The following is a 21,531-nucleotide window of genomic DNA, read 5'->3' on the forward strand; positions in this document are numbered from 1 at the left end:
TCTATCAAAATACGGGTTCCGGCGTAAGGGCGCCTGTCCCCCAAGCCTTGCAGGCTGCTATTATCCCGGCAATACCTACACTCGGAAGGAGTTACATTCGTTCATGGACGATGTTGCATCCCAGTTTCTTATCGCAAACCAGACCACACTTAACCTTGCCGTAGCCCTTCTACTGGGCGCTATCATAGGTTTGGAACGAGGCTGGGGATCGCGCGAACAGAAATCCGGCGAGCGTATAGCTGGCATTCGCACGTTTTCCCTTATTGGTCTTTTGGGGGGCATTTCTGCAGTCCTTGCAGAGGAAATCACCGTCTGGGCGTTTCCAGTTCTTTTGCTGAGCGTTGTAGCAATGGCGATTGTGGCCTACAGCGAGCGGCTCGATCATATTCGTAACTTCAGCATCACCGGTATGGTAAGCATGGTGCTTACCTTCTGCTTTGGTGCCATTGCCGTCGCCGTCGACCCGGTGGTGGCAACCACCGCTGCAGTCATTACCGCTATTATTCTCGATAACAAACAGGAAATTCACGGCTGGGTGCAAAAGCTTCAAGCCCATGAACTGGACGCAGCGCTCAAGTTACTGGTGATTTCCGTGGTGATGCTGCCATTACTCCCCAACGAGCAAATGGGCCCCGGCGGCGTGCTAAACCCCCGAGAGATTTGGTGGATGGTGGTAATGATCGCATCCATATCCTTTGTGGGATATTTTGCCATGCGAATGGCAGGCACCAACAAAGGTATACTTTTTACCAGCCTGTTTGCGGGCTTGAGCTCATCCACCGCTCTCACTCTGCACTTTGCCCGTCAAGCTGACAGGCACCCAGAACTAAATGCCCAATTTGCTACAGGCATTCTGATTGCCTGCGGCACTATGTTCCCCCGCATTCTGGTTTACTGCTTCATTATCAACCGGGAATTGTTGTCAAGTCTGGTCGGGCCGGTATCGGTTATGACAATGCTGCTCTATATACCGGCAATTATTATATGGCGCAGGAACTCGGGCACAGCTCAGGTTAGCCAGCCCACGCTTAATCAGAACCCGTTAGATCTAAAATCCGCTTTGGTTTTCGGCATGTTGCTGACGGCTATCCTGTTACTTGGTAATTTCTTGCAAAACTGGCTTGGGGATACCGGTATCTATATGTTGGCGGCCACCTCCGGCATTGCAGATGTAGACGCCATCACCTTGTCGCTCACCCGCATGTCGAACAACGGTCTAGCCATGAATGCAGCTGTTTTCGGTATTGTTATTGCTGCGGCCACCAACAATCTGGTCAAGTCTGGCATGGCATGGGTGATTGGTAACCGAAAAATCGGGTTTTATGTGGCCGGGCCTATGCTGCTATCACTGGCCGCGGGGCTTTTGGTGGCAGGGTTTCAATGACCAAAGTTGCCAGAATCCCAAACGACTAACGGGCACAGCGGAACGTGAGATTGTATCGGCAAGAGCCGGTCAGCGGGTGCTCTCCGGCCTTGAGCGTAAGCACACCGTGATAACGTAACCGTGCCGGCCCACCCCAGACCACCACATCGCCGTGGTAGAGCGGAATATTTCTTGGCCGTTCGCCGCGCACCAACCCGCCAAATTGAAACACTTGAGACAAACCTAGCGACACAGACACAATCGGTTGGGTGAAATCCTGCTCGTTTTTGTCCTGATGCAGTCCCATTTTTGCACCGGCCTTATACCGATTGATAAGGCAGGAATCCGGGATAAAATCGGCGTAGCCCGCTGACTGAGCAGCTGACTGGGCCAAATCGGCAAAGGTAGTAGGCATTACAGGCCAAGGTTTGCCAGAACTGGGGTCTTCCCGCTGATAGCGATACCCTCGTGCATCGGTCACCCAACCATAGCGTCCACAACAAGTCATGGCCGCAGACATACTGTGCCCGCCGGGTGTTGTCATGTGCCGAAAAGGCGCTAAGGCGATTATCTGGCTAATTTCAGTAAGCAGATCATGCTCCTGTGTCGTGGCAAATTGCCTAAGCACAAGTGCGCCCTCCGAGACATGCTCAGTGAAGGCTTCAGTTGGCAGGTCTGCGAACAGGTCAAGTGTCATAAATGCTATGTTTATCACAAAAAATAGGCCCGCATACAAGCGCTAACAAAAACAGATGGCCTGAATGAAAGCCTGTTCATGAAGATCCTCAGAAAAACACGTATATTCTGTAGCCTTATCCATAATTCCTAAAGGACGCTTTAATGCTGTTTGCAATGATCATTGGTGGTTTGATTGGTTACGCCTTTGGCAAATTCCCCGGCTTTCTTGTGGGGGCAGCTCTTGGCGCATTTTTGCTTAGCCGGCTGAAAACCCGCCTTATTGGCAAACTCCAAAATATTCAATCCGGTTTTGTTGAATCTGTATTTGCGGTTATGGGCGCCCTGTGCAAGGCCGATGGCGTCGTCTCAAAAGACGAGATCCAGATGGCAGAAGCCATGTTCGTGCGCTTTCGCCTGAACGAAACCCAGCGGGCAACAGCGAAAGCCGCCTTCAGCCGTGGTAAAGCCGACGACTTTGATCTGGATGCCGAGCTGAGTCACTTTTTGAGCATCAGCGGAGGCCAGCCCGCCTTTCTCCAAATGTTCCTACAGGTACAAGTTTCCGCAGTTGCGGCCGACGGTGTTGTTCATCCAGCAGAGCACGAGATGCTTGTTCGTGTTGCTCGTGGCCTTGGTCTGCCTGAAAGCCAAGTAGATCAACTGGAGGCCATGTTACGCGGCGCCCACGCGGGGCAGGCCGGCGGCCAACGGTCTACCGCACAACAAACCGACGATGCCTATAAAGTGCTGGGGGTTTCTCCATCAATCAGCGATGCGGAGTTGAAAAAAGTGTACCGCAAGTTGATGAGCGAGAACCATCCGGACAAGCTTGCCGGGCGGGGTCTTCCGGAAAGCATGCGCGAAATGGCAGAAGAACGTACACAAGAAATCACCCATGCTTATGACGTTATTAAAGAATCCCGTGGAAGCCATACATGAGTCAATCTGTTGACGCGCCACGAACCGCACACACCTTCACCAACGATGCGCTAGGCAATGATGATGCAACAGCATTAGCAGAGCGCATTCGCAACCGCGAAGTATCCGTTACGGAAGTGACACAGGCTGCTATCAAAAGGCTTCAAAAGGCTGACCCCCTAGTGCACGGTGTTGTTGCGGAACGCTACGAACAGATGCTGGGAGCGGCAGCCACGCTGGACAAAGAAAAAAGTTTGTCAGATACGCCATTTTTCACAGGCGTGCCAACGTTTATAAAAGACAACACGAATGTGGCTGGAATGCCTACGCGCCATGGTTCGCAAGCTGTTCCTCCCGGGCACTGTGTAGAACACACTAGCCCTTTCGCGCAACAGATGCTGGCTCAGGGCTTTTTGTGTCTGGGCAAATCCACCATGCCTGAATTCGGATTTAACGCGTCTACCGAGCCGGTTCATGATGCACCTACCCGAAACCCATGGAATCTTGCGCACTCTAGTGGCGCTTCCTCAGGCGGTGCGGCCGCATTGGTGGCAAGTGGAGCGGTACCCATTGCCCATGCCAACGACGGGGGCGGCTCCATACGCATTCCTGCAGCTTGTTGTGGACTTGTGGGTTTGAAGCCGACACGCGGGCGCGTTATCGACAACGATGCCGCCAAATCTCTGCCTATCAACATTCTCAGCGACGGAGTGGTTACGCGGTCGGTGAGAGACACTGCCAATTTTATGTATCAGGCCGAACGGTATTTCCGAAACCCCAAACTACCAACCATTGGCAAAGTAGACGGCCCACCTACGAAGCAGTTAAGAATCGGCTTGGTTATCGATTCCATTAATGGTCACAAGACCGACGATATGACTCGCCAGACGGTTGAAGCCACCGCACAAAAACTAGAAGCTCAAGGCCACATTATCGAGCCTGTAGCAACACCAGCAAACTCACACTTCCCAGACGACTTTGCAATGTACTGGACGATGCTGGCCTTTGGCATGAAACTCAACGGTCGCAAGATAACCCACTCAGGTTTTGATAAGCGGAAGGTAGACGGTTTAACTGAAGGTTTGGACAAAATGTTCAAGCGAAGTTTCTGGAAGATGCCTGCAGTTCTGTGGCGCTTGCGTCGGGCCAGATCGGAATACGCCAATGCTCTGGTAGGCTTGGATGCGGTGCTGACACCCACTTTGGGACACACCACTCCGAAGTTGGGTCACCTCACCCCTAAAGTACCTTTCGCTGTACTGTTTGATCGACTAGCCCGATATGCGAACTTTACACCGCTAGCCAATGTTACCGGCTCGCCCGCGCTGTCGATTCCCACAGCCATGACGCCCGAGAACTTACCAATTTCAGTGCAGCTTATGGGCAAACACGGCGATGAGCGCACTCTGCTGGAGCTGGCGTTTGCTCTAGAGTCTGAGTACTCGCCTTGGGCTGCGCCGACGAGCACCAGAACAGCGAGTCTGGCCTGAAAGTTGGCTGAACTAGAGACATTTCTTTGCAGGCTGTAGTCGGCGAAATGTCTTGCGAACAGCCTGCCCCACCCGCTCACCCAGCACGAGCATCGCCGGTGTGAGCAACAGAGTCAGAATCGTGGCAAATGCCAGACCACCGGCGATAGCGCTGGAAAGCTGCGCCCACCATTGGGTTGATGGCGCTCCCAGACCAAGGGATGGGGTGAGCAGGTCCACATTGACACTTAGTACCATCGGCATCAGCCCAAGTACCGTGGTAACAGCTGTAAGCAATACGGGGCGCAAACGCAGGCAGCTGGTTTCAAGCGCCGCTTCATAGGCCTCCATACCGTCCTTCTTCATCTGATTGTAGGTGTCGATCAGAATGATGTTGTTGTTCACAACAATACCCGCCAGCGCAATAATACCCATACCCACCATTACGATTCCAAAAGACTGGCCATTCAGCAGTAACCCCAGAAGGACTCCCCCCGTTGAGAGAACGATCGCTGAAAGAATCAGAAAGCTTTGGTACAGCGAGTTGAACTGGGTCACCAGAATGAGCAGCATCATGGCAATCGCGATCAAAAACGCACTGATCAGGAAATTAGAAGCCTGTTGCTGGTCTTCGTTTTCACCAGCAAACTTTACCGACACACCCTCTGGTGTATCGGGGAGCTTGGCTTGCAACTGCTTCAACAAGCTGTCCACCTGCTCACCCGGCTGAATATCGGATTTGATGGTAATCGTTCGCTGGCCATCGACACGGGCAATGCTGCCGGTTTTGTGTCCCGGTTGCAGATCGAGAAATTGTGAGAGAGGCACCTGCCCCCGAGCTGTGTTAATCGTTTGACGTTGCAAATGATCCAACTCACGCCAGTTGTTGGGAACCCGCACAGCAATATCTACCTCGTCACGCACATCTTCCGGTCGGAAGGTAGCTATAACCAATCCATTGGTGACCAGACGAACCGCACTACCAATGCTAAGCACATCTGTTCCAAAACGGGCCGCGGCTTCGCGATCGACTTCCAGCCGCCATTCAATCCCTGGCAAGCTTCGGTCATCCTCAATATCCAAAAAGCCACCTTGGGTGCGCATCTGATTCTCGATCTGATCCACATAACCGTCGAGTTTGTTGCTATCCCGACTGCTTATTTGAAGTTCTATCGGTTTACCGCCAGCCGGTCCATTTTCCTGTTCGCGAAATTCCAATTCAATGCCCGGTACACCCCGCGTACGAGCCAGAAAATCATCCAGAATCACGCTGGCTGGGCGACGGGTAAACCAATCGGTAAATTGGAACTGGAGCACCCCAATTACATCTGGTGCCATTTGCGTGCTGGTGCTCAGCATGGAGCGCGCATAAACCGCTTTCACCTCCGGCATGCCCTGCAATCGCTCTTCAACCTTGCGCACAATGGCGTCCCGCTCTAACACCGAGAGATCACCTCTGGCGCGAACCTGCACCTGAGCAGAGTCGGGCTCTACGCTCGGGAAAAACTCGATGCCATGGTTGAACTTTCCATAGGCAACGTACACCAACACAACCACCCCCAAAACGCCCACCAGCGTAAAACCGGGATATGAGAGCAATGTGGAAAGCAACTTGCGGTAACTCTGCATCATCGGGCCGTTTTTGCTGACCGTGCGGGCACGACGTCCGCCGCTAACGCCGCCCAGTACCGGCAAAAACACCAGAGCCATGGCGAGAGAGGCAATCAAACAGATAATTACGGTGATAGGTAGGAATTTCATGAATTCACCCACCACGCCGGGCCAAAACAGAAGCGGCACAAACACCGCAAGGGTGGTCGCAGTAGACGCAATTATCGGCCAAGCCATTCGGCTTGCGGCTTCCGCCCAAGCGCCTTTCACGGCATGCCCTTCAGACAGATTTCGGTCTGCAAGTTCCGATACCACAATGGCTCCATCCACCAGCATCCCAGCAACAAGAATGAGGCTAAACAGCACCACTATGTTGAGGGTAAGCCCCATGGTCCAGATAACTAAAATGCCGGTTAGGAACGCGCCCGGAATGGTAAGCCCCACTAGCAAGGCAGAACGTGGCCCCATGGCGGCAATGATTACGATGATAACCAACACGATGGCGGTCAAGACGTTGTTGAGCAGGTCGCTCAGCATGTCGCGAACCTCATCGGATTGATCCATGATGTAACGCACATCCAAAGTATCCGGCAGTTGCGGCTGTGCTCGTGTGACCAACTCCCGCACCTTAGCCACAGTTTCAATGATGTTAGCCCCGCTACGCTTGGATACTTCCAGCACTACGGCGGGCTCACCATTAATGCGTGCAAACCCAGTCGGGTCTTTGAAGGTGCGCTGCAGCATGGCAACATCGCCGAAGGTGACCACGGTATCGCCATCAACTTTCACGGGCATAGACATAACGTCTTCGATATTCTCAATAACGCCGGGTACTTTGAGTGTCATACGACCGTTGCCGGTATCCAGTGACCCGGCTGCCACTAGCTGATTATTGCGGGTCACTAGGTTGCTGAGCTGGTCGAAATCTATCCCGTAGCCTTCCAATACCTGAGGGTCCACGATAATTTCCAGCAGATCTTCCCGGTCGCCACCGATCTCCACCTCCAGAACTTCGGGAATCGCTTCGATAGCATCCTGAAGCCCACGGGCAATAGTAATCAGTTCGCGTTCAGACAGCGGCCCTGAAAGGCCAATGGAAAGCACTGGAAACAGGGAAACGTTTATTTCATTAACCCGAGGTTCGTCGGCTTCCCGCGGCAGCTTGCTGCGGGCCGTGTCTACTTTTTCCCGAACATCTTGCAAGGCTGTGTCCGGATCGAAACCAGCATCGAATTCCAGCATCACAGAAGCATGTCCTTCAGATGCAGTGCCACGCATTTCTTTTACGCCCTCGAGGGAACGCAGCTCCTGCTCCATAGGGCGCACCAACAACCGCTCCGCATCCTCCGGGCTTATACCTTCCAGTGTCATGGAGATGTAAATCATGGGTATGGTAACGTCTGGGTTAGCCTCTCGCGGGATAGCCTGAAATGCCGCAATACCCCCAAGCGTTAGAAAAAACAGCGTCAGCAACGCAGTGCGGCTGCGGTCTATGGCCGCAAAAATAAGTGTGCGCATCGTGTTTAGCCCCGCTCTTCGGAGGCGTCTACAGCTTCAACTTGCTCGCCCTCACTAACAAAACCGGCACCCCGGGTAATCAGGCGGGTCTCTTCTGGCAAGCCTGTTACCCAGGCGCCTTCGGTAGATACACTCAGCAACTTCACGTTGCGGAAAACGACTCGGTTCTGCTCATCCACATACTTCACACCCGGGCGACCATCGTCCCCAAGCGAGAGATACGCTGGGGAAATAAACGTGGCTTGCACATCAGCCAGAGCAACCCGAAGGTTAACGCTACCACCAGCGATACGTTTCTGATCCGGGTTTTCCACGGCAATTTCAACCGCAAAACTCCGAGTTTCAGGATTTGCAGCACTGGCCACAAAGGTAACCACCCCATCGAGCGGCTCTCCATCCAGCGGTTGCACCCTCACGCTTTGACCCGGTGCAACTTGCGCAACAGACTGCTGAGGCACCTGCCCTCTAGCCTTGAGACGATCTGTACGCACCAACTCATACAAGGACGAGCCCACCTGAACCAGACTGCCGGAATCAACGTCTTTACGGTTGATTACACCATCAAAGGGTGCTGTGGGCCTAAGATGGGAAACGGCAAGCTGCGCGCTTTTCAATTCCGCGCGCGCAGCCGCCAATTCGCTTTCAACATTAAGAATTTCCGACTGCGAGGCCAAATTCCTAGAGCCAAGCTTTTGCGCTGCAGACAAATCCGCTTCCAGCTTTTTGACCCGCGCCTGCCAGCGCTGAACCCCAGCGCCTCGGCCATCTTCAGACAAGGTTAAAAGCACGTCTCCTGCGTTTACTGTATCGCCAAGTTCTGCCGCAATGGACTCCACCGTACCCGCAACCCGCGCGCTCAGGGTAACCGCACTCCAAGGTTCCAGTTGGCCCTGCAACAACAAGCCCGGCTCGTATAGCTGTGCGTTGAGCGTGGTCACCTGAACCCGTGTTCGCTCCTGCTCTGCAACTTCGGGTTCTGCAGGTGCTTCAGTACTGGCCTCTTTGATTTCGCCGGTTGCTATCCAGATAATCAATGCAATCACAACAACCACGGACAGACCCAGCGAACTCCACTTTACTTTGCTCATTAAGTACCTACACAGCCTGTAATTGGTGAACAACAGCTCGGAAAGCCGCGTTGTTTGAAAAATAAAATGATTAAACGGTTGCAACCGGTTTCAATCGTGGGGTAGATTCTACACAGAATCATTGATCAAATTCAGAGCAGATTGTTCTTTTTATGAACCTCAACTCAGTAATTATCCTTGCGGTGCTAGTCCTCGTGGTAGTGATACCTTCCGGGGGATTTTGCGTGGATAATCGGGTGAGATAGCGACAAACCTGACACAAACACCAGAAACCCCCGGCACCGAAAGGTCCCGGGGGTTTCTTTTTTGCGAAAGAAAAAAAGGGAACACGATAATGAACGGCGCACAGCACATTCTCGACGCATTCCATCGCCACAACATCCAAACGGTTTTCGGTTATCCGGGTGGCTGCATCATGCCATTGTACGATGCTCTGGTGGATGATGTGCGCGTGGAGCATGTGCTCTGCCGCCACGAGCAAGGCTGCGCTCTGGCTGCCGACGGCTACGCCCGGGCCAGCGGCAGGCTGGGGGTTTGTATTGCAACATCAGGCCCGGGTGCCACCAACCTGATTACCGGCGTGGCCAATGCGCATCGAGATTCTATCCCCATGCTGGTTATTACCGGTCAGGTTCCATCGGCACTTATTGGCACCGATGCCTTTCAGGAAACCGATGTTTTGGGTATGACGCTTGGCATCGTAAAGCACAGTTATTTGATTGAGAGCGCAGCCGAACTACCCGAAATTCTTGAAGAAGCCATGGACCTCGCACAAAACGGTCGGCCCGGGCCGGTTTGGATCGATATTCCTAAAGATCTACTATTGGACGACGTAACCGCTACACCGATGACCACACAAGCTCAACCAAATGCCACCTGCCCCGATCTCGAAAGCGCGATAGCTTTGCTGCGCGCAGCTCGTAAGCCGCTACTTTATAGCGGTGGCGGGATTAGCTTGGCCCACGCAGAGGAAAGCTTTCGGGCGTTTGCCGAGTGTTCTGCAATGCCTGCAGTAGTAACCCTCAAAGGTATAGGAAACTCTGGTAAAAACAGTGCCCACAACCTCGGCATGTTGGGTATGCACGGTTCCCGCGCTGCCAACAGAGCCGTAGACGAATGCGACCTTTTACTGGTCATTGGCGCTCGCTTGGATGACCGCGCTACCGGCAAGCTGGATGGCTTCGCACCCAACGCCCGAACAATTCACATCGATGCCGATGCAGCAGAATTCAATAAACTTCGAAGTGCTGAAGTTGCGCTTCGCGGGGATCTAAACACCATTCTTGGTGAACTGACCCACTCACTTAGGGAAACCCCTCTTGCGATCAACGATTGGCGCAAGCAGTGCCAAGCCTGGCGCACAACGGGTGGGTTTCAGGCAGCAGATAACGAAGAGCCCTTGGCGCCCATTACCGGCCCGGCTTTTATCAGCCAGCTTTCTCGCACCACTCCAGAAGACACTATCATCGCCTGTGATGTTGGCCAGCACCAGATGTGGGTTGCCCAGCATTATCAGTTTGATCACCCGCGGCACCATCTTACCAGCGGTGGCCTCGGCACTATGGGTTTTGGGTTGCCAGCGGCTATAGGCGCTCAGTTTGCGAATCGCGATAGCACGGTTATCAATGTTACCGGCGATGGTTCCTTCATGATGAACGCACAGGAGCTGGCCACTGTTCGCCGATATAACCTACCTGTGAAGCTGATCATTATGGATAACCAATGCTTAGGCATGGTTCGTCAACAACAGGAACTGTTCTACAACAATCGGGAAAGCCAAATTAACCTCGATGACAACCCAGATTTCGTTGCCATGGCCCGAGCATTCGATATTCCAGCGCTGAAAATTGATCGCACAGATCAGGTGCGGCGAGGAATTGAAACCATACTGGCATACAGCGGCCCTATGCTGCTGCACGTAGCTATTGCCCGTGAAGAAAACGTTTGGCCAATTGTTAAACCAGGCGGAAGCAACAAAGAGATGATTGATGAAACTCGCCGCACTGCAGCGGACAAAAAGGAGATGACCGCATGAAGGTTGAGAGCAGCCATAAGACATCAAACTACACTATTACCTGCCGCATGAATCACGAAGCCGCAGCACTTGAGCGCCTGTGCCAAGTGGTTCGCATTCGAGGATTTCGAATTGCAAAGATGGCGGTGGAGACAGCAGACGGGGCGCTGGATATCGCGCTAACCATTCAGGGCACGCGCCCTGTGGCTATGCTTCAGTCACAGCTTGAAAAGCTACACACCGTAGCGGAAGTTAAGCTTGCTGCGCCGGTGGTGGCTGCGGCAACTCGCATTGCGTGATTTAGCGTAAGCAGGGCAAGCTTTTCCCTTGCCCTGCTCGAAAGCATCAGACCAGCTCGATAGCAACCGCGGTCGCTTCGCCGCCTCCAATACACAGAGACGCAACGCCGCGCTTAAGGCCTTTCTGTTTTAAGGCGTTCATCAGCGTAACCAAAATACGCGAGCCGGAGGAGCCGATGGGATGCCCCAACGCACAGGCGCCGCCGTATACGTTCACTTTGTCTGCATCCAATCCCAACTCATTGATCGCCAATAAGGAAACGACGGCGAAGGCTTCGTTGATCTCAAACAGATCTACATCGTCCTTGGTCCATCCTGCCTTTTTCAACACTTTTTCGATGGCACCGATGGGGGCCAGAGTGAACTCTGCGGGTAACTGGGCGTGGGTGGCGTGGGCGACGATTTTTGCCTGAATTGCCAGACCACGCGCTTGCGCTTCCTCAGCCGAGGCCAACACCAAAGCCGAGGCACCATCACTGATGGAGCTGGCGTTGGCAGCCGTTACGGTACCGTCTTTTTTGAAGGCCGGTTTCAGATTGGGGATTTTCTCGGGGCGAGCATTACCGGGTTGTTCGTCAACGCTTACCTGAGTATCGCCACCACGGGCAGATACGGTTACCGGGCAAATCTCCGCCTCGAACCAGCCGTTGCTGATGGCTGCGTTGGCGCGCTCCAGAGACCGAATGGCAAAATTGTCCATCTGTTCACGGGTAATTTTGTAGTCGTCTGCGCTTTTTTGCGCGAACACACCCATCAGGCCGCCTTCATAAGCATCTTCGAGGCCATCGAGGAACATGCTGTCCATCACCTGCCCGTGACCCATGCGCATTCCGCCACGAGCTTTTGGTAGCAGGTAAGGTGCCTGGCTCATGTTCTCCATGCCACCGGCAATCATAATATTGTTGGTGCCAGCTTTAATCTGATCATGGGCCATGATCACTGCTTGCATGCCGGAACCGCACATTTTGTTCACAGTGGTGCATCCGGAGCTGTCAGGAATACCTGCACCACGGGAGGCCTGACGAGCAGGGGCCTGACCCAATCCGGCAGGCAACACGCAACCCATGATCACTTCCTGAACATCCACAGGCTGCAATCCGCTGCGCTCAATGGCTGCTTTGATAGAAGTAGCACCCAAATCCGGAGAGCGTACGGAACTTAGGGATCCCATCATTCCACCCATGGGGGTTCGGGCGGAGCCGGCTATTACTACATCGCGTTCTTTCATGGAAACTGTCCTCAGCATTGAATGGGAATTAACGACCTAAAATCGACCGTGCAATAATCTCCTTCATCACTTCCGACGCGCCGCCGTATATGCGCTGCACACGCGCATCCATAAAGGCGCGAGAAATGGGGTATTCCGTGGTGTAGCCATAACCACCAAACAACTGCAAGCAGCCATCTGCGACACGGCACTGCATTTCGGTGGCGCTGTATTTAGCCATGGAGGCGGTGGGTGCATCCAGCTCACCGGCTTCGTACTGACTTATGCACTGGGCCACAAACGCTTTGTTAACCTGATAATCGGTTTCCATGCGGGCGATTTCAAATCGGGTATTCTGCAGTTGAGCCAGCTTCTGACCGAACAACTCCCGCTCTTGGGCGTATGCAATGGTTAGATCTAGCGCACCTCTGGCCGCAGCTACGCCAAGCGCACCTATAACCAACCGCTCCCGCGGCAGTTCCTGCATCAGATAAACAAACCCCTTGCCCTCTTCGCCAACAAGCGCCGATGCTGGCACACGCATATCAGAGAAGAACAGTTCAGAGGTATCGCCACTGTGCTGGCCTATCTTGTCGAGATTCCGTCCTTTGCTGTATCCGGGCAGGCTCGTGTCCACCAAAAACAAGCTGATACCTTTGGCACCAGCAGCAGGGTCGGTTTTTGCAGCAACAATCACCATGTCCGCGTGCTGGCCGTTGGTGATGAAGGTTTTCGATCCGTTCAGAATATAGTCATCGCCATCCCGCACAGCACTCGTGCGCATGGCTTGCAGATCACTTCCGGCACCTGGCTCGGTCATAGCGATGGCGCCCACCACCTCTCCCGACACCATTTTCGGCAGCCATTGTTGCTTCTGGGCTTCATTCCCCAAATGGCTGATGTAGGGAGCAACGATATCCGAATGCACCATTACATTGGTGGAGAGCGCACCAAACCCCATGCGTGCGAGCTCTTCGCCAACAACCACAGAGTACTGGAAAGGCGCGCCACAGCCGCCGCAATTCTCGGGTATGTCGACACACAACATGCCTGCATCGCCAAGAGTGGTCCAAAGCTCACGGGGCACAAGGCCGGACTTTTCCCAAGCCTCGTAATGAGGCGCAACTTCTGTTTCCAAAGCTTTGATGACAGATGAACGGAACAGAGCCAACTCTTCTTGATCTACCGTGTTTGTCATTGCGCTCTCCTTTAAAGGGTATTGGATTTATTTAGGCGCCATGCGCAAAGCGCAGTCCAGCCGGATGGTTTCGCCGTTTAAAATGGGGTTACGCACCATCTGGTCTACCATCATGCCAAATTCAGCAGGCTCGCCCAGGCGTTTCGGGAACGGCAGAGTTGCCGCCAAGCTGTCCTGAACCTCTTGCGGCATGCCGGACATCATAGGAGTCATGAACAGGCCTGGTGCAATGGTGTTTACACGAATGCCTTCGCGGGCAAGTTCACGAGCCGACTGGATCGTTAAACCCACAACCCCACCTTTCGAAGCACTGTAGGCTGCTTGCCCTATTTGTCCCTCGTAAGCCGCCACTGATGCCGTGTTGATGATCACACCGCGTTCGCCGTCAGCATTTGGTTCGCGCTGGGCCATATCAGCAGCAGCAAGCCTTAGAATGTTGAAGGTGCCAATCAGGTTAATCTGTATAACCTTACTGAAGCTCTCTAGCGGCATAACACCATCGCGCCCCAGAATCTTGGCCGCGGGGCCAATGCCTGCGCAACTCACAGCAATGCCACAAAGGCCATGGGCTTCACGGGCAGCAGCTATTGCCGCTTCCGCGCTTTCAGCCGAGCTCACGTCGCAGTGCACAAAAATTCCGCCTATATCCGCTGCAACCTTCTCACCCTGCTCTTTTTGCAGATCAAAGATTGCTACTTTACAGCCAGCAGCAGCCAGCGCCCGGGCCGCGCCCTCGCCAAGTCCTGAGGCGCCACCTGTCACAATGGCTGGTACATTATTAAATTCCATCAACTTCTCCCTTCAAACTGGGTGTTATAGGCTGAACTGGCCCCATCAATGTTTACGTTAACGTAAACTGTAACCAATTCAGCTTTAAAAAGAAATCTGTGTGTTACATCAGTTAATGCGCTCAACGATCAACGCAATTCCCTGACCACCGCCGATGCACATGGTTATAAGGCCATAGCGTCCGCCGGTGCGCTCAAGTTCAGCAAGGGTTTTAATGATAAGAATGGAGCCGGTTGCGCCCACTGGATGGCCCATCGCAACGGCACCGCCGTTCGGGTTAACCTTATCCGCTGACAAGCCCAACTCCTTGCTTACAGCCAACGCTTGCGCTGCAAAAGCTTCGTTAGACTCGATCACATCCAGATCGGCCACGCTGAGTCCGGTTTTCTCCAGTACGGTCCGCACCGCAGGGATGGGTCCAAGCCCCATCACACTCGGGTCTACCCCGGCAAAGGCATAGCCCACAATGCGTGCACGGGCTTTGAGGCCGCGCTTTTCCGCTTCCGCTGCGCTGGTCAGCACCATGGCGGCGGCGCCATCATTAATGCCTGAAGCATTACCTGGAGTAACGATGCCGTCTTTTGTGAAGGCCGGTTTCAAACCTCCAAGGCTCTCTGCTGTGGTGCCCGCGCGCACATGCTCATCCTGTTCGAAAACAACCTCTTTTCGCCCCTGCTTTACGGTTACCGGTACGATTTGTTCTTCAAAGTATCCTTGTTCAATAGCTTGGCTGGCCCGACGGTGGCTTTCTGCGGAGAAGGCATCCAAATCTTCGCGGGTTAGGCCGTATTTTTCCGCAATACGCTCTGCCGTCATGCCCATGTGGCCACTGCCAAACGGGTCGGTGAGCGTTCCCAGAGTCATATCAACCGCTTTCCCGTCACCCATCCGCAAACCTTTGCGAACGTTGGGCAGAACATAGGCGCCCTGGCTCATGATTTCAGTGCCTCCAGCCAGAGCAATCTGACTGTCACCCATAATGATCATCTGTGCGGCACTGATAACCGACTGCACGCCGGAACCACAAAGGCGGTTTACGTTGAATGCAGCAGAGCCTTTCTGCAGGCCGGAGTTCAGGCCGATGTGGCGGGCTACGTAAGCATCGGCCGGGCCAGTTGGAATAATGTGACCAAACACCGAATGATCGATGTCTTCCGCAGGCACGCCAGAGCGGCTAATCGCCTCCTTAGCTGCGAATGTTCCAAGCTCAGCTGGGCTCAGGGAACTCAGGCTGCCGCCAAAACCACCAATGGCAGTACGGGCACCGTCGAGAATGACAACATCAGTAAGTTTCATTACTTTTTCCTCAATATCTGGATGACTGGAATTCCACAAAACGCATAATCTATTTACCCAACATGGAGCGGGCAATAACTTCTTTCATAATTTCGGATGTGCCGGCATAGATTGTCTGCACACGGGCGTCTACGAAGAATCGCGATACAGGGTACTCCAGGGTATACCCGTAGCCCCCAAATAGCTGCAAGCACTCATTGGCGATATCGCACTGCATTTCCGTAAGCATCAATTTGAGAATGGCGGCTTCCGTTGGCCCCATTTCGCCTTTAAGGTAGCTTCCGATGCATTGATTCAAATAGGCTTTCGCTACCTCAAGCCGTGCCTTGGCCTCAGCCAGTTTGAACCGGGTATTCTGGAAATCCGCAACCCGCTGACCAAAGGCGTGGCGTTGTTGCACATAATCCAGAGTCAGCGCCAGCACGCCCTCAGTTGCACCCACCGCTTGTGCGCCTACCCCCAAACGTTCCCGGGGTAACTCCTGCATGAGATAAGCAAAGCCCCTGCCCTCCTCACCAAGCAGTGCATCATGGGGTACCAAAAGATCAGAGAAAAAAAGCTCTGCCGTATCGCTGGCATGCTGACCAATTTTACGAATACCTTTCCCGCGGGAAAACCCGGGCAAGCTGGCATCCACAAGAAACAGGGAAACACCTTTCGCACCGGCTTGGGGATCGGTTTTGGCACACACAATCACCAATTCGGCGTGCAAACCATTGGTAATAAATACCTTGGCACCATTGAGCACATAACCTTTTTCCGTACGCTGCGCGGTGGTGCGCATAGCCGCCAGATCGCTACCGGCATTCGGCTCGGTCATAGCTATTGCACTGAGAATATCGCCGCGAATCATCGCTGGGAGATAGTGCTGTTTCTGGGCCTGCGTACCAAGGTGCAGAAGATAGGGCATAACTATATTGGCGTGAATGTTGTAGCCACCGGCCAGACCGCCAAAGCCCTTGCGAGCTATTTCTGAGATCGCCAGCTGTGAGATTTCGAAGCTGGCAGCCGCGCCTCCGTACTCTTCCGGCATATCAATACCGAGCATGCCGGCTTGCCCCAGTGTATTCCAAACCGAGCGCGGGATTGCAGATTGTTCCTCCCACTGTTCGTAGTGTGGCGCGATTTCCTTATCTAAGACCCGGTTGATCATTTCATGAAACAGCGCGGTATCTTCTTGGTGTCCGGACATAGATAACCTCTCAAGTAACTTTAATTAGCAAACCTATCAACAAACCCATTGGTCATCTGATTATTCAGGCAGCCAATCATTTAAAGGGTTATCCTGCTCGTCGGGAATGGCCGTACAAGCCGAAAAAATTGACACAATACGCACCTGATCATCCGTATATATGCCGAAACCGCAATCCGTACCCCACATCGCCAACCACTACCTGCAAGCTTCCATTCGCGGGGCCGAAAGACAAGGGTTGAGCAAAGACACCCTTCTGGGCAAGGCAGGGATTCCAGCCGACTGGATCAGCAAGCCCGAGCAACTCATTACAGAGCAACAGCTCACCCAGTTAATTAAGAGCGTGTGGCGAGCAACCCGCGATGAATTTATGGGGCTTTCAACAAGCCCCTGCAAAAACGGCACCTTCGCGTTGATGGCAGACTACTGCCTTGGCTCAGCGTCTCTAGGGGCCGTATTGCGCAAAAGCGCCCGGGTATACACCGTCGCCTGCAACAACGTCGATATCGGTCTGGGCGAAAGCGACAGCAACAAACTGGTGCTTTTCCGCCTTAGTCTCGAAGATGCCAGCCAGGATACAGACCACATGCTGCAGGAATTTCTGCTTCTTATGTGGCAACGGTTCGCCTGCTGGCTGGTAGACCAGCAGATCCCGTTCGCCACAACCTGCTTCAGTTACCCCGCGCCGAAACATGTTAACGAGTATCGCGCTATGTTCCCGGCGGAGTTGAAGTTTAACGAGCCGGTATGCGGATTTTCATTGCATGAAAAGTACCTGCAACTCCCCATAACCCGGAGCGAAGCAGAGCTGGAGGTGTTCCTGAAGGAAGCGCCAGCCTACATCCTGCACAGGCCCGATATCGACGACAGCCTACGCAACCGTGTTCGCGCCTTGCTGGCAAGCCAGAACCTGAACAACATGCCCAGCCTTGCTGAAATTGCAGAACTGCTGCACATGACGCCCAGAAGTATAGGCCGCAAGTTACAGGAAGAAGGCACCTCTCTGCGTCTGATCAAAAACAGTCTGCGCAGGGAGTATGCAATCAAACTCATGAGCACAGAAAACCTCAGCGTGGCAGACATCAGCGAGCGGGTTGGCTTCTCAGAAACCGCCTCATTCTGCCGCGCCTTCAAGCGCTGGACGGGCAAATCTCCCTCGCAATGGGCTGGCTGACAACCATGTGAAAAAAGCAATTACTTGGCCGATTGGGTCAATTTTTTCGACCTGACAGGTCATTCCCCGAGCCAGTGCTTGTCTGCGTTAATGCCAGCCATACCAGTATAAAAACACCAACAGAGGTACTTGAATGAATACCCATAGCACAACGGCCTCCAGCTCTCTGCCAGCGGGTATTGCCCGTGCACTGCGCAACACCATAGGTGATGCCCTAGCCCGCTCCGCCCGCACTCATGGCAAGCGCACAGCTCTGGCATTCGAAGATCGGATCTGGACCTACTCTGACATTCACACAGCCTCAAACCGTCTGGCCCACCGCCTTATTGGGCTTGGACTCACCAAAGGCGATCGTGTTGGCGCTTATGGTAAAAACTCTGATGCCTACCTGTTACTTTGGCTTGCCTGCACAAAAGCCGGGCTTATTCACGTGCCTGTTAACTACGCGCTCATTGGTAAAGAGCTGACCTATGTAGTGAACCAATCTGGCTGCAAAGCCTTGTTTTTCGATACGGATCTGCAACCTCAAGTAGATGAAGTTAAAAGCACTGTGGAGGTTGGCATCTACGGGTCTCTTCACGGAGGCCACAGTGAGAACAACCCGGACGCGCTAAAACTCGCACTTGCGGCGGGTGAAGACACGGCACCGGAGCTAGAGCTTTCAGACACAGATGTTGTGCAGATACTCTATACCTCCGGCACGACGTCCGACCCCAAAGGCGCCATGCACACGCACCGCTCGTTAATGAGCCACTACAGTGCCTGCCAGTACCATTTGAACATCCGTGTCAGCGACCGCTCTCTCGCAGCTTTGCCTCTTTACCACTCTGCGCAAATGCATGTGTTTTCCATGCCAATGCTGCTCAGCGGTGGCTACAGCCGACTGATCAACACGCCAACGCCTGACGCTATTCTCGGGCTATTGGCCCGTGAACAACTCAATACTTTCTTTGCGCCACCCACCGTATGGATTGCACTGCTGCAGAACCCGGGATTCAGTCAGGACAAACTCCAGCACATGGACAAACTCTACTATGGCGCATCTATCATGCCTGGACAGGTCGTGAAAGAACTGGGTGAAAAACTACCGGGCGCAGGTCTCTACAACTGTTACGGCCAAAGTGAAATTGCACCACTGGCAACCGTTTTACTCCCGGAAGAACATGTTGACCGGCCATCTTCTGCTGGCCGCCCCATGCAAACTGTAATGACCCGCATAGTCGACCCGGTGACGGGCAAAGACTGCAAGTCTGGCGAGCAAGGTGAACTGGTGCACCGGTCCCCTCAACTGATGGTCGGTTACTGGGCCAAACCCGAAGCAACCGAAGAAGCCTTCAACGACGGCTGGTTCCATTCTGGCGACCTGGGCTATCAGGATGAAGAGGGCTACATTTACATCGTTGACCGCATTAAAGACGTGGTGAATACCGGCGGTGTTCTGGTTGCCAGCCGTGACGTGGAAGAAGCGCTGTACCAACATGAGTCCGTGGCTGAAGTTGCTGTGATTGGCGTGCCCGATGAAAAGTGGATTGAAGCTATCTGCGCGGTTGTCGTGCTCAAAGACGGACACACTGAAGATTCAGGCGCCTTAATGAGCCATGCGCGCTCAAAACTCGCAAGCTTCAAGGTGCCGAAACATATTCATTTTGCAGATCAGCTACCCAAGAACACCGCGGGCAAGCTGTTAAAAAGGAAGCTAAGAGAAGACTTCTCGTAACGCTCATACTCCGAAGACGTCAGGCTCTCTTTCTTCTCGTGGAGAGCCTGACCAACTGCCTGCCGTCTGATATTCTCTCCGTCACTAGGGCCCTTTACTAAGTGCCCTCCATTACGCGCAATAACTTCGCCTAATTCCGTCAGGCCACATTAAGACCTCTTTCGCCCCACCAAATACTTTACGTTAACGTAAACTTACTCTAATCTAGACTAAAAGAAGGAAACCGCCATGATTCAAAAAAGAACATTCAGTATCGGCGAACTCTCCAGCGAGTTTGACGTAACAACGCGAAGCATCCGTTTTTATGAAGATCAGGGGCTGCTAAAACCGACACGGCGCGGGCAAACGCGCATATTCAGCACCAAAGACAAAGTGCGCCTAAAGCTGATCCTCCGGGGAAAGCGCATGGGCTTTTCACTTGCCGAAACCAGAGAACTTTTCGATCTGTGGGATGAAACCCCTACCGGAAACGAAAAACAGCTACTAAAAATGCTGACTATATTGGGCAACAAGCGCGCTCACATGGAACAGCAGAAAAGCGACATAGCCATGGCAGAAATGGAAATCGACACCGCCGAGGCCCGTTGTCGTGAAGCCCTCACCGAATTGCAGAAAAAGAAAAAACAACAAGCTCCGGCTAATGACGAGCCAGAGAATGTTGCTAAAAAAACGGACAACAATTGACCTCTGGCCACACAACCTATTTCTAACCACATATCTGGCAGAATAAAAGGCAACCAAGCATGAAATCACAATACTCAGAACTCAACTTCGGCCTTGGCGAAACACTCGACATGCTGCGCGAGCAAATCAACGGATTCGCTGCATCTGAAATCGCCCCCCGCGCCGAAGAAATCGACCGCACCAACGAGTTCCCCATGGATCTCTGGAAAAAATTCGGCGACATGGGCCTTCTGGGTATTACGGTGGACGAAGCTTATGGCGGCTCAGGCATGGGTTACCTCGCACACGTGATTGCCGTGGAAGAAATCAGCCGCGCATCAGCCTCCGTTGGCCTGTCTTACGGCGCCCACTCCAACCTATGCGTAAACCAGATACATAGAAACGGAACCGAAGAGCAAAAACAAAAATACCTACCCAAACTCGTCAGCGGCGACCACATTGGCGCATTGGCAATGTCTGAGCCCAACGCCGGCTCCGACGTTATCTCCATGAAACTCAACGCTAAAGACGCCGGCGACCACTACGTGCTGAACGGCAACAAAATGTGGATCACCAACGGCCCCGACGCCCACGTGTACGTCATCTACGCAAAAACCGACGTAAAAGCTGGCTCAAAGGGCGTCACCGCCTTCATCGTAGAACGCGACTACGAAGGCTTCAGTCGACACCAGAAACTCGACAAACTCGGCATGCGCGGCTCCAACACCTGCGAACTGGTCTTCCAAGACTGCAAAGTGCCCAAAGAGAACGTACTGGGCGAAGTAGGCAAAGGCGCAAAAGTACTCATGAGCGGCCTAGACTACGAACGCCTCGTACTAGCGGGTGGCCCGCTAGGCATTATGCAAGCCGCCATGGACGTTGTGATCCCCTACGTTCGCGAGCGCAAACAGTTCGAAAAAGCCATCGGCGAATTCCAACTGGTTCAGGGCAAAATTGCCGACATGTACACCTTCATGAACACCGCCAAGTCCTACGTTTACATGGTGGCCCAGTCTGCCGACCGCGGCGAAACCACCCGCAAAGACTCCGCTGGTGCAATTCTCTACTCAGCCGAAATGGCCACAAAACTGGCTCTGGACGCCATCCAGCTTCTGGGCGGCAACGGTTACATCAACGAATACCCCACGGGCCGATTGTTGCGGGATGCCAAGCTTTATGAAATCGGCGCGGGCACATCCGAAATTCGGCGCATGCTGATCGGTCGGGAACTGTTCCTGAACAACTAAACAGCAGGTTCGAGCCTTAGGCTTCCTCGGCCCACTTGTCCGGCGGAAGCCAGCACCCAAGTTTGACAAGGGACTGGCGGGGTGTCGTTC

Annotated in this window: 17 protein-coding genes; 9 read left to right on the forward strand and 8 right to left on the reverse strand. The window is 53.5% G+C overall.

The genetic code is table 11. From position 1 onward, the window contains the following. Positions 1-103: 103 nt before the first annotated feature. Entirely contained in the window at positions 104-1,384 is a 1,281-nt protein-coding gene (locus KO508_RS11955) for an MgtC/SapB family protein (protein WP_216008533.1), read from the forward strand. A gap of 25 nt (positions 1,385-1,409) precedes the next feature. Here KO508_RS11955 and alkB read toward each other — a convergent pair whose 3' ends face one another. Further along, entirely contained in the window at positions 1,410-2,060 is a 651-nt protein-coding gene (gene alkB, locus KO508_RS11960; RefSeq protein WP_216008534.1) for a DNA oxidative demethylase AlkB, read from the reverse strand. Positions 2,061-2,203: 143 nt separating this feature from the next. Here alkB and djlA point away from each other — a divergent pair, with 143 nt between their 5' ends. Next, complete coding sequence (gene djlA / locus KO508_RS11965) at positions 2,204-2,980, forward strand: co-chaperone DjlA (protein WP_216008535.1); 777 nt, start codon at positions 2,204-2,206, stop codon at positions 2,978-2,980. Beyond that, positions 2,977-4,449, forward strand: coding sequence for an amidase (locus tag KO508_RS11970; RefSeq protein ID WP_216008536.1), 1,473 nt, complete (start codon positions 2,977-2,979; stop codon positions 4,447-4,449). The genes djlA and KO508_RS11970 overlap by 4 nt, the downstream gene beginning before the upstream one ends. Positions 4,450-4,461: 12 nt before the next feature. Here KO508_RS11970 and KO508_RS11975 read toward each other — a convergent pair whose 3' ends face one another. Beyond that, positions 4,462-7,557: an efflux RND transporter permease subunit gene (locus KO508_RS11975; protein ID WP_216008537.1), complete on the reverse strand. Its 3,096-nt coding sequence runs from the start codon at positions 7,555-7,557 to the stop codon at positions 4,462-4,464. A 5-nt stretch (positions 7,558-7,562) separates the two neighbouring features. Continuing rightward, positions 7,563-8,645, reverse strand: a complete 1,083-nt coding sequence (locus KO508_RS11980) for an efflux RND transporter periplasmic adaptor subunit (RefSeq protein ID WP_216008538.1) — start codon at positions 8,643-8,645, stop codon at positions 7,563-7,565. A gap of 334 nt (positions 8,646-8,979) precedes the next feature. On the opposite strand from KO508_RS11980, the gene ilvG reads away from it, so the two are divergent. Further along, positions 8,980-10,680, forward strand: coding sequence for an acetolactate synthase 2 catalytic subunit (gene ilvG / locus KO508_RS11985; protein ID WP_216008539.1), 1,701 nt, complete (start codon positions 8,980-8,982; stop codon positions 10,678-10,680). Continuing rightward, complete coding sequence (locus KO508_RS11990; protein ID WP_252738083.1) at positions 10,677-10,958, forward strand: ACT domain-containing protein; 282 nt, start codon at positions 10,677-10,679, stop codon at positions 10,956-10,958. The genes ilvG and KO508_RS11990 overlap by 4 nt, the downstream gene beginning before the upstream one ends. Before the next feature lie 46 nt (positions 10,959-11,004). Here KO508_RS11990 and KO508_RS11995 read toward each other — a convergent pair whose 3' ends face one another. The 5 genes from KO508_RS11995 to KO508_RS12015 all read right to left on the reverse strand — a co-directional run bounded on the left by KO508_RS11995 (position 11,005) and on the right by KO508_RS12015 (position 16,640). Then, positions 11,005-12,186: a thiolase family protein gene (locus KO508_RS11995; protein ID WP_216008540.1), complete on the reverse strand. Its 1,182-nt coding sequence runs from the start codon at positions 12,184-12,186 to the stop codon at positions 11,005-11,007. 28 nt (positions 12,187-12,214) lie between these two features. After that, positions 12,215-13,363, reverse strand: a complete 1,149-nt coding sequence (locus KO508_RS12000; RefSeq protein ID WP_216008541.1) for an acyl-CoA dehydrogenase family protein — start codon at positions 13,361-13,363, stop codon at positions 12,215-12,217. Positions 13,364-13,390: 27 nt separating this feature from the next. Next, a complete protein-coding gene (locus KO508_RS12005) occupies positions 13,391-14,152 on the reverse strand; it encodes an SDR family NAD(P)-dependent oxidoreductase (RefSeq protein ID WP_216008542.1) in 762 nt (253 codons plus the stop codon). Between the two features lie 108 nt (positions 14,153-14,260). Then, entirely contained in the window at positions 14,261-15,448 is a 1,188-nt protein-coding gene (gene bktB / locus KO508_RS12010; protein ID WP_216008543.1) for a beta-ketothiolase BktB, read from the reverse strand. Between the two features lie 49 nt (positions 15,449-15,497). Beyond that, positions 15,498-16,640 carry an acyl-CoA dehydrogenase family protein gene (locus KO508_RS12015; protein WP_216008544.1) on the reverse strand — a complete coding sequence of 381 codons (1,143 nt, stop codon included), beginning with the start codon at positions 16,638-16,640 and terminating at the stop codon, positions 15,498-15,500. 160 nt (positions 16,641-16,800) lie between these two features. Here KO508_RS12015 and KO508_RS12020 point away from each other — a divergent pair, with 160 nt between their 5' ends. The 4 genes from KO508_RS12020 to KO508_RS12035 all read left to right on the forward strand — a co-directional run bounded on the left by KO508_RS12020 (position 16,801) and on the right by KO508_RS12035 (position 21,441). Next, positions 16,801-17,814 carry an AraC family transcriptional regulator gene (locus KO508_RS12020; RefSeq protein WP_216008545.1) on the forward strand — a complete coding sequence of 338 codons (1,014 nt, stop codon included), beginning with the start codon at positions 16,801-16,803 and terminating at the stop codon, positions 17,812-17,814. A gap of 133 nt (positions 17,815-17,947) precedes the next feature. After that, entirely contained in the window at positions 17,948-19,531 is a 1,584-nt protein-coding gene (locus tag KO508_RS12025) for a fatty acyl-CoA synthetase (protein WP_216008546.1), read from the forward strand. A gap of 228 nt (positions 19,532-19,759) precedes the next feature. Continuing rightward, positions 19,760-20,215 (forward strand): MerR family transcriptional regulator, encoded by a 456-nt coding sequence (locus KO508_RS12030; protein ID WP_216008547.1) that lies wholly within the window; start codon positions 19,760-19,762, stop codon positions 20,213-20,215. A gap of 59 nt (positions 20,216-20,274) precedes the next feature. After that, complete coding sequence (locus tag KO508_RS12035) at positions 20,275-21,441, forward strand: isovaleryl-CoA dehydrogenase (RefSeq protein WP_216008548.1); 1,167 nt, start codon at positions 20,275-20,277, stop codon at positions 21,439-21,441. The last annotated feature ends 90 nt before the right edge of the window (positions 21,442-21,531 follow it).

This window comes from Marinobacter salexigens (assembly GCF_018860765.1).
GTDB classification, from domain to species: Bacteria; Pseudomonadota; Gammaproteobacteria; order Pseudomonadales; family Oleiphilaceae; genus Marinobacter; species Marinobacter salexigens_A.

Bases quoted from the DNA above. Each gene is read 5' to 3' on its own strand.
- KO508_RS11955 (WP_216008533.1), top strand. From the start codon at position 104: ATGGACGATGTTGCATCCCAGTTTCTTATCGCAAACCAGACCACACTT.
- alkB (WP_216008534.1), bottom strand. From the start codon at position 2,060: ATGACACTTGACCTGTTCGCAGACCTGCCAACTGAAGCCTTCACTGAG.
- djlA (WP_216008535.1), top strand. From the start codon at position 2,204: ATGCTGTTTGCAATGATCATTGGTGGTTTGATTGGTTACGCCTTTGGC.
- KO508_RS11970 (WP_216008536.1), top strand. From the start codon at position 2,977: ATGAGTCAATCTGTTGACGCGCCACGAACCGCACACACCTTCACCAAC.
- KO508_RS11975 (WP_216008537.1), bottom strand. From the start codon at position 7,557: ATGCGCACACTTATTTTTGCGGCCATAGACCGCAGCCGCACTGCGTTG.
- KO508_RS11980 (WP_216008538.1), bottom strand. From the start codon at position 8,645: ATGAGCAAAGTAAAGTGGAGTTCGCTGGGTCTGTCCGTGGTTGTTGTG.
- ilvG (WP_216008539.1), top strand. From the start codon at position 8,980: ATGAACGGCGCACAGCACATTCTCGACGCATTCCATCGCCACAACATC.
- KO508_RS11990 (WP_252738083.1), top strand. From the start codon at position 10,677: ATGAAGGTTGAGAGCAGCCATAAGACATCAAACTACACTATTACCTGC.
- KO508_RS11995 (WP_216008540.1), bottom strand. From the start codon at position 12,186: ATGAAAGAACGCGATGTAGTAATAGCCGGCTCCGCCCGAACCCCCATG.
- KO508_RS12000 (WP_216008541.1), bottom strand. From the start codon at position 13,363: ATGACAAACACGGTAGATCAAGAAGAGTTGGCTCTGTTCCGTTCATCT.
- KO508_RS12005 (WP_216008542.1), bottom strand. From the start codon at position 14,152: ATGGAATTTAATAATGTACCAGCCATTGTGACAGGTGGCGCCTCAGGA.
- bktB (WP_216008543.1), bottom strand. From the start codon at position 15,448: ATGAAACTTACTGATGTTGTCATTCTCGACGGTGCCCGTACTGCCATT.
- KO508_RS12015 (WP_216008544.1), bottom strand. From the start codon at position 16,640: ATGTCCGGACACCAAGAAGATACCGCGCTGTTTCATGAAATGATCAAC.
- KO508_RS12020 (WP_216008545.1), top strand. From the start codon at position 16,801: ATGCCGAAACCGCAATCCGTACCCCACATCGCCAACCACTACCTGCAA.
- KO508_RS12025 (WP_216008546.1), top strand. From the start codon at position 17,948: ATGAATACCCATAGCACAACGGCCTCCAGCTCTCTGCCAGCGGGTATT.
- KO508_RS12030 (WP_216008547.1), top strand. From the start codon at position 19,760: ATGATTCAAAAAAGAACATTCAGTATCGGCGAACTCTCCAGCGAGTTT.
- KO508_RS12035 (WP_216008548.1), top strand. From the start codon at position 20,275: ATGAAATCACAATACTCAGAACTCAACTTCGGCCTTGGCGAAACACTC.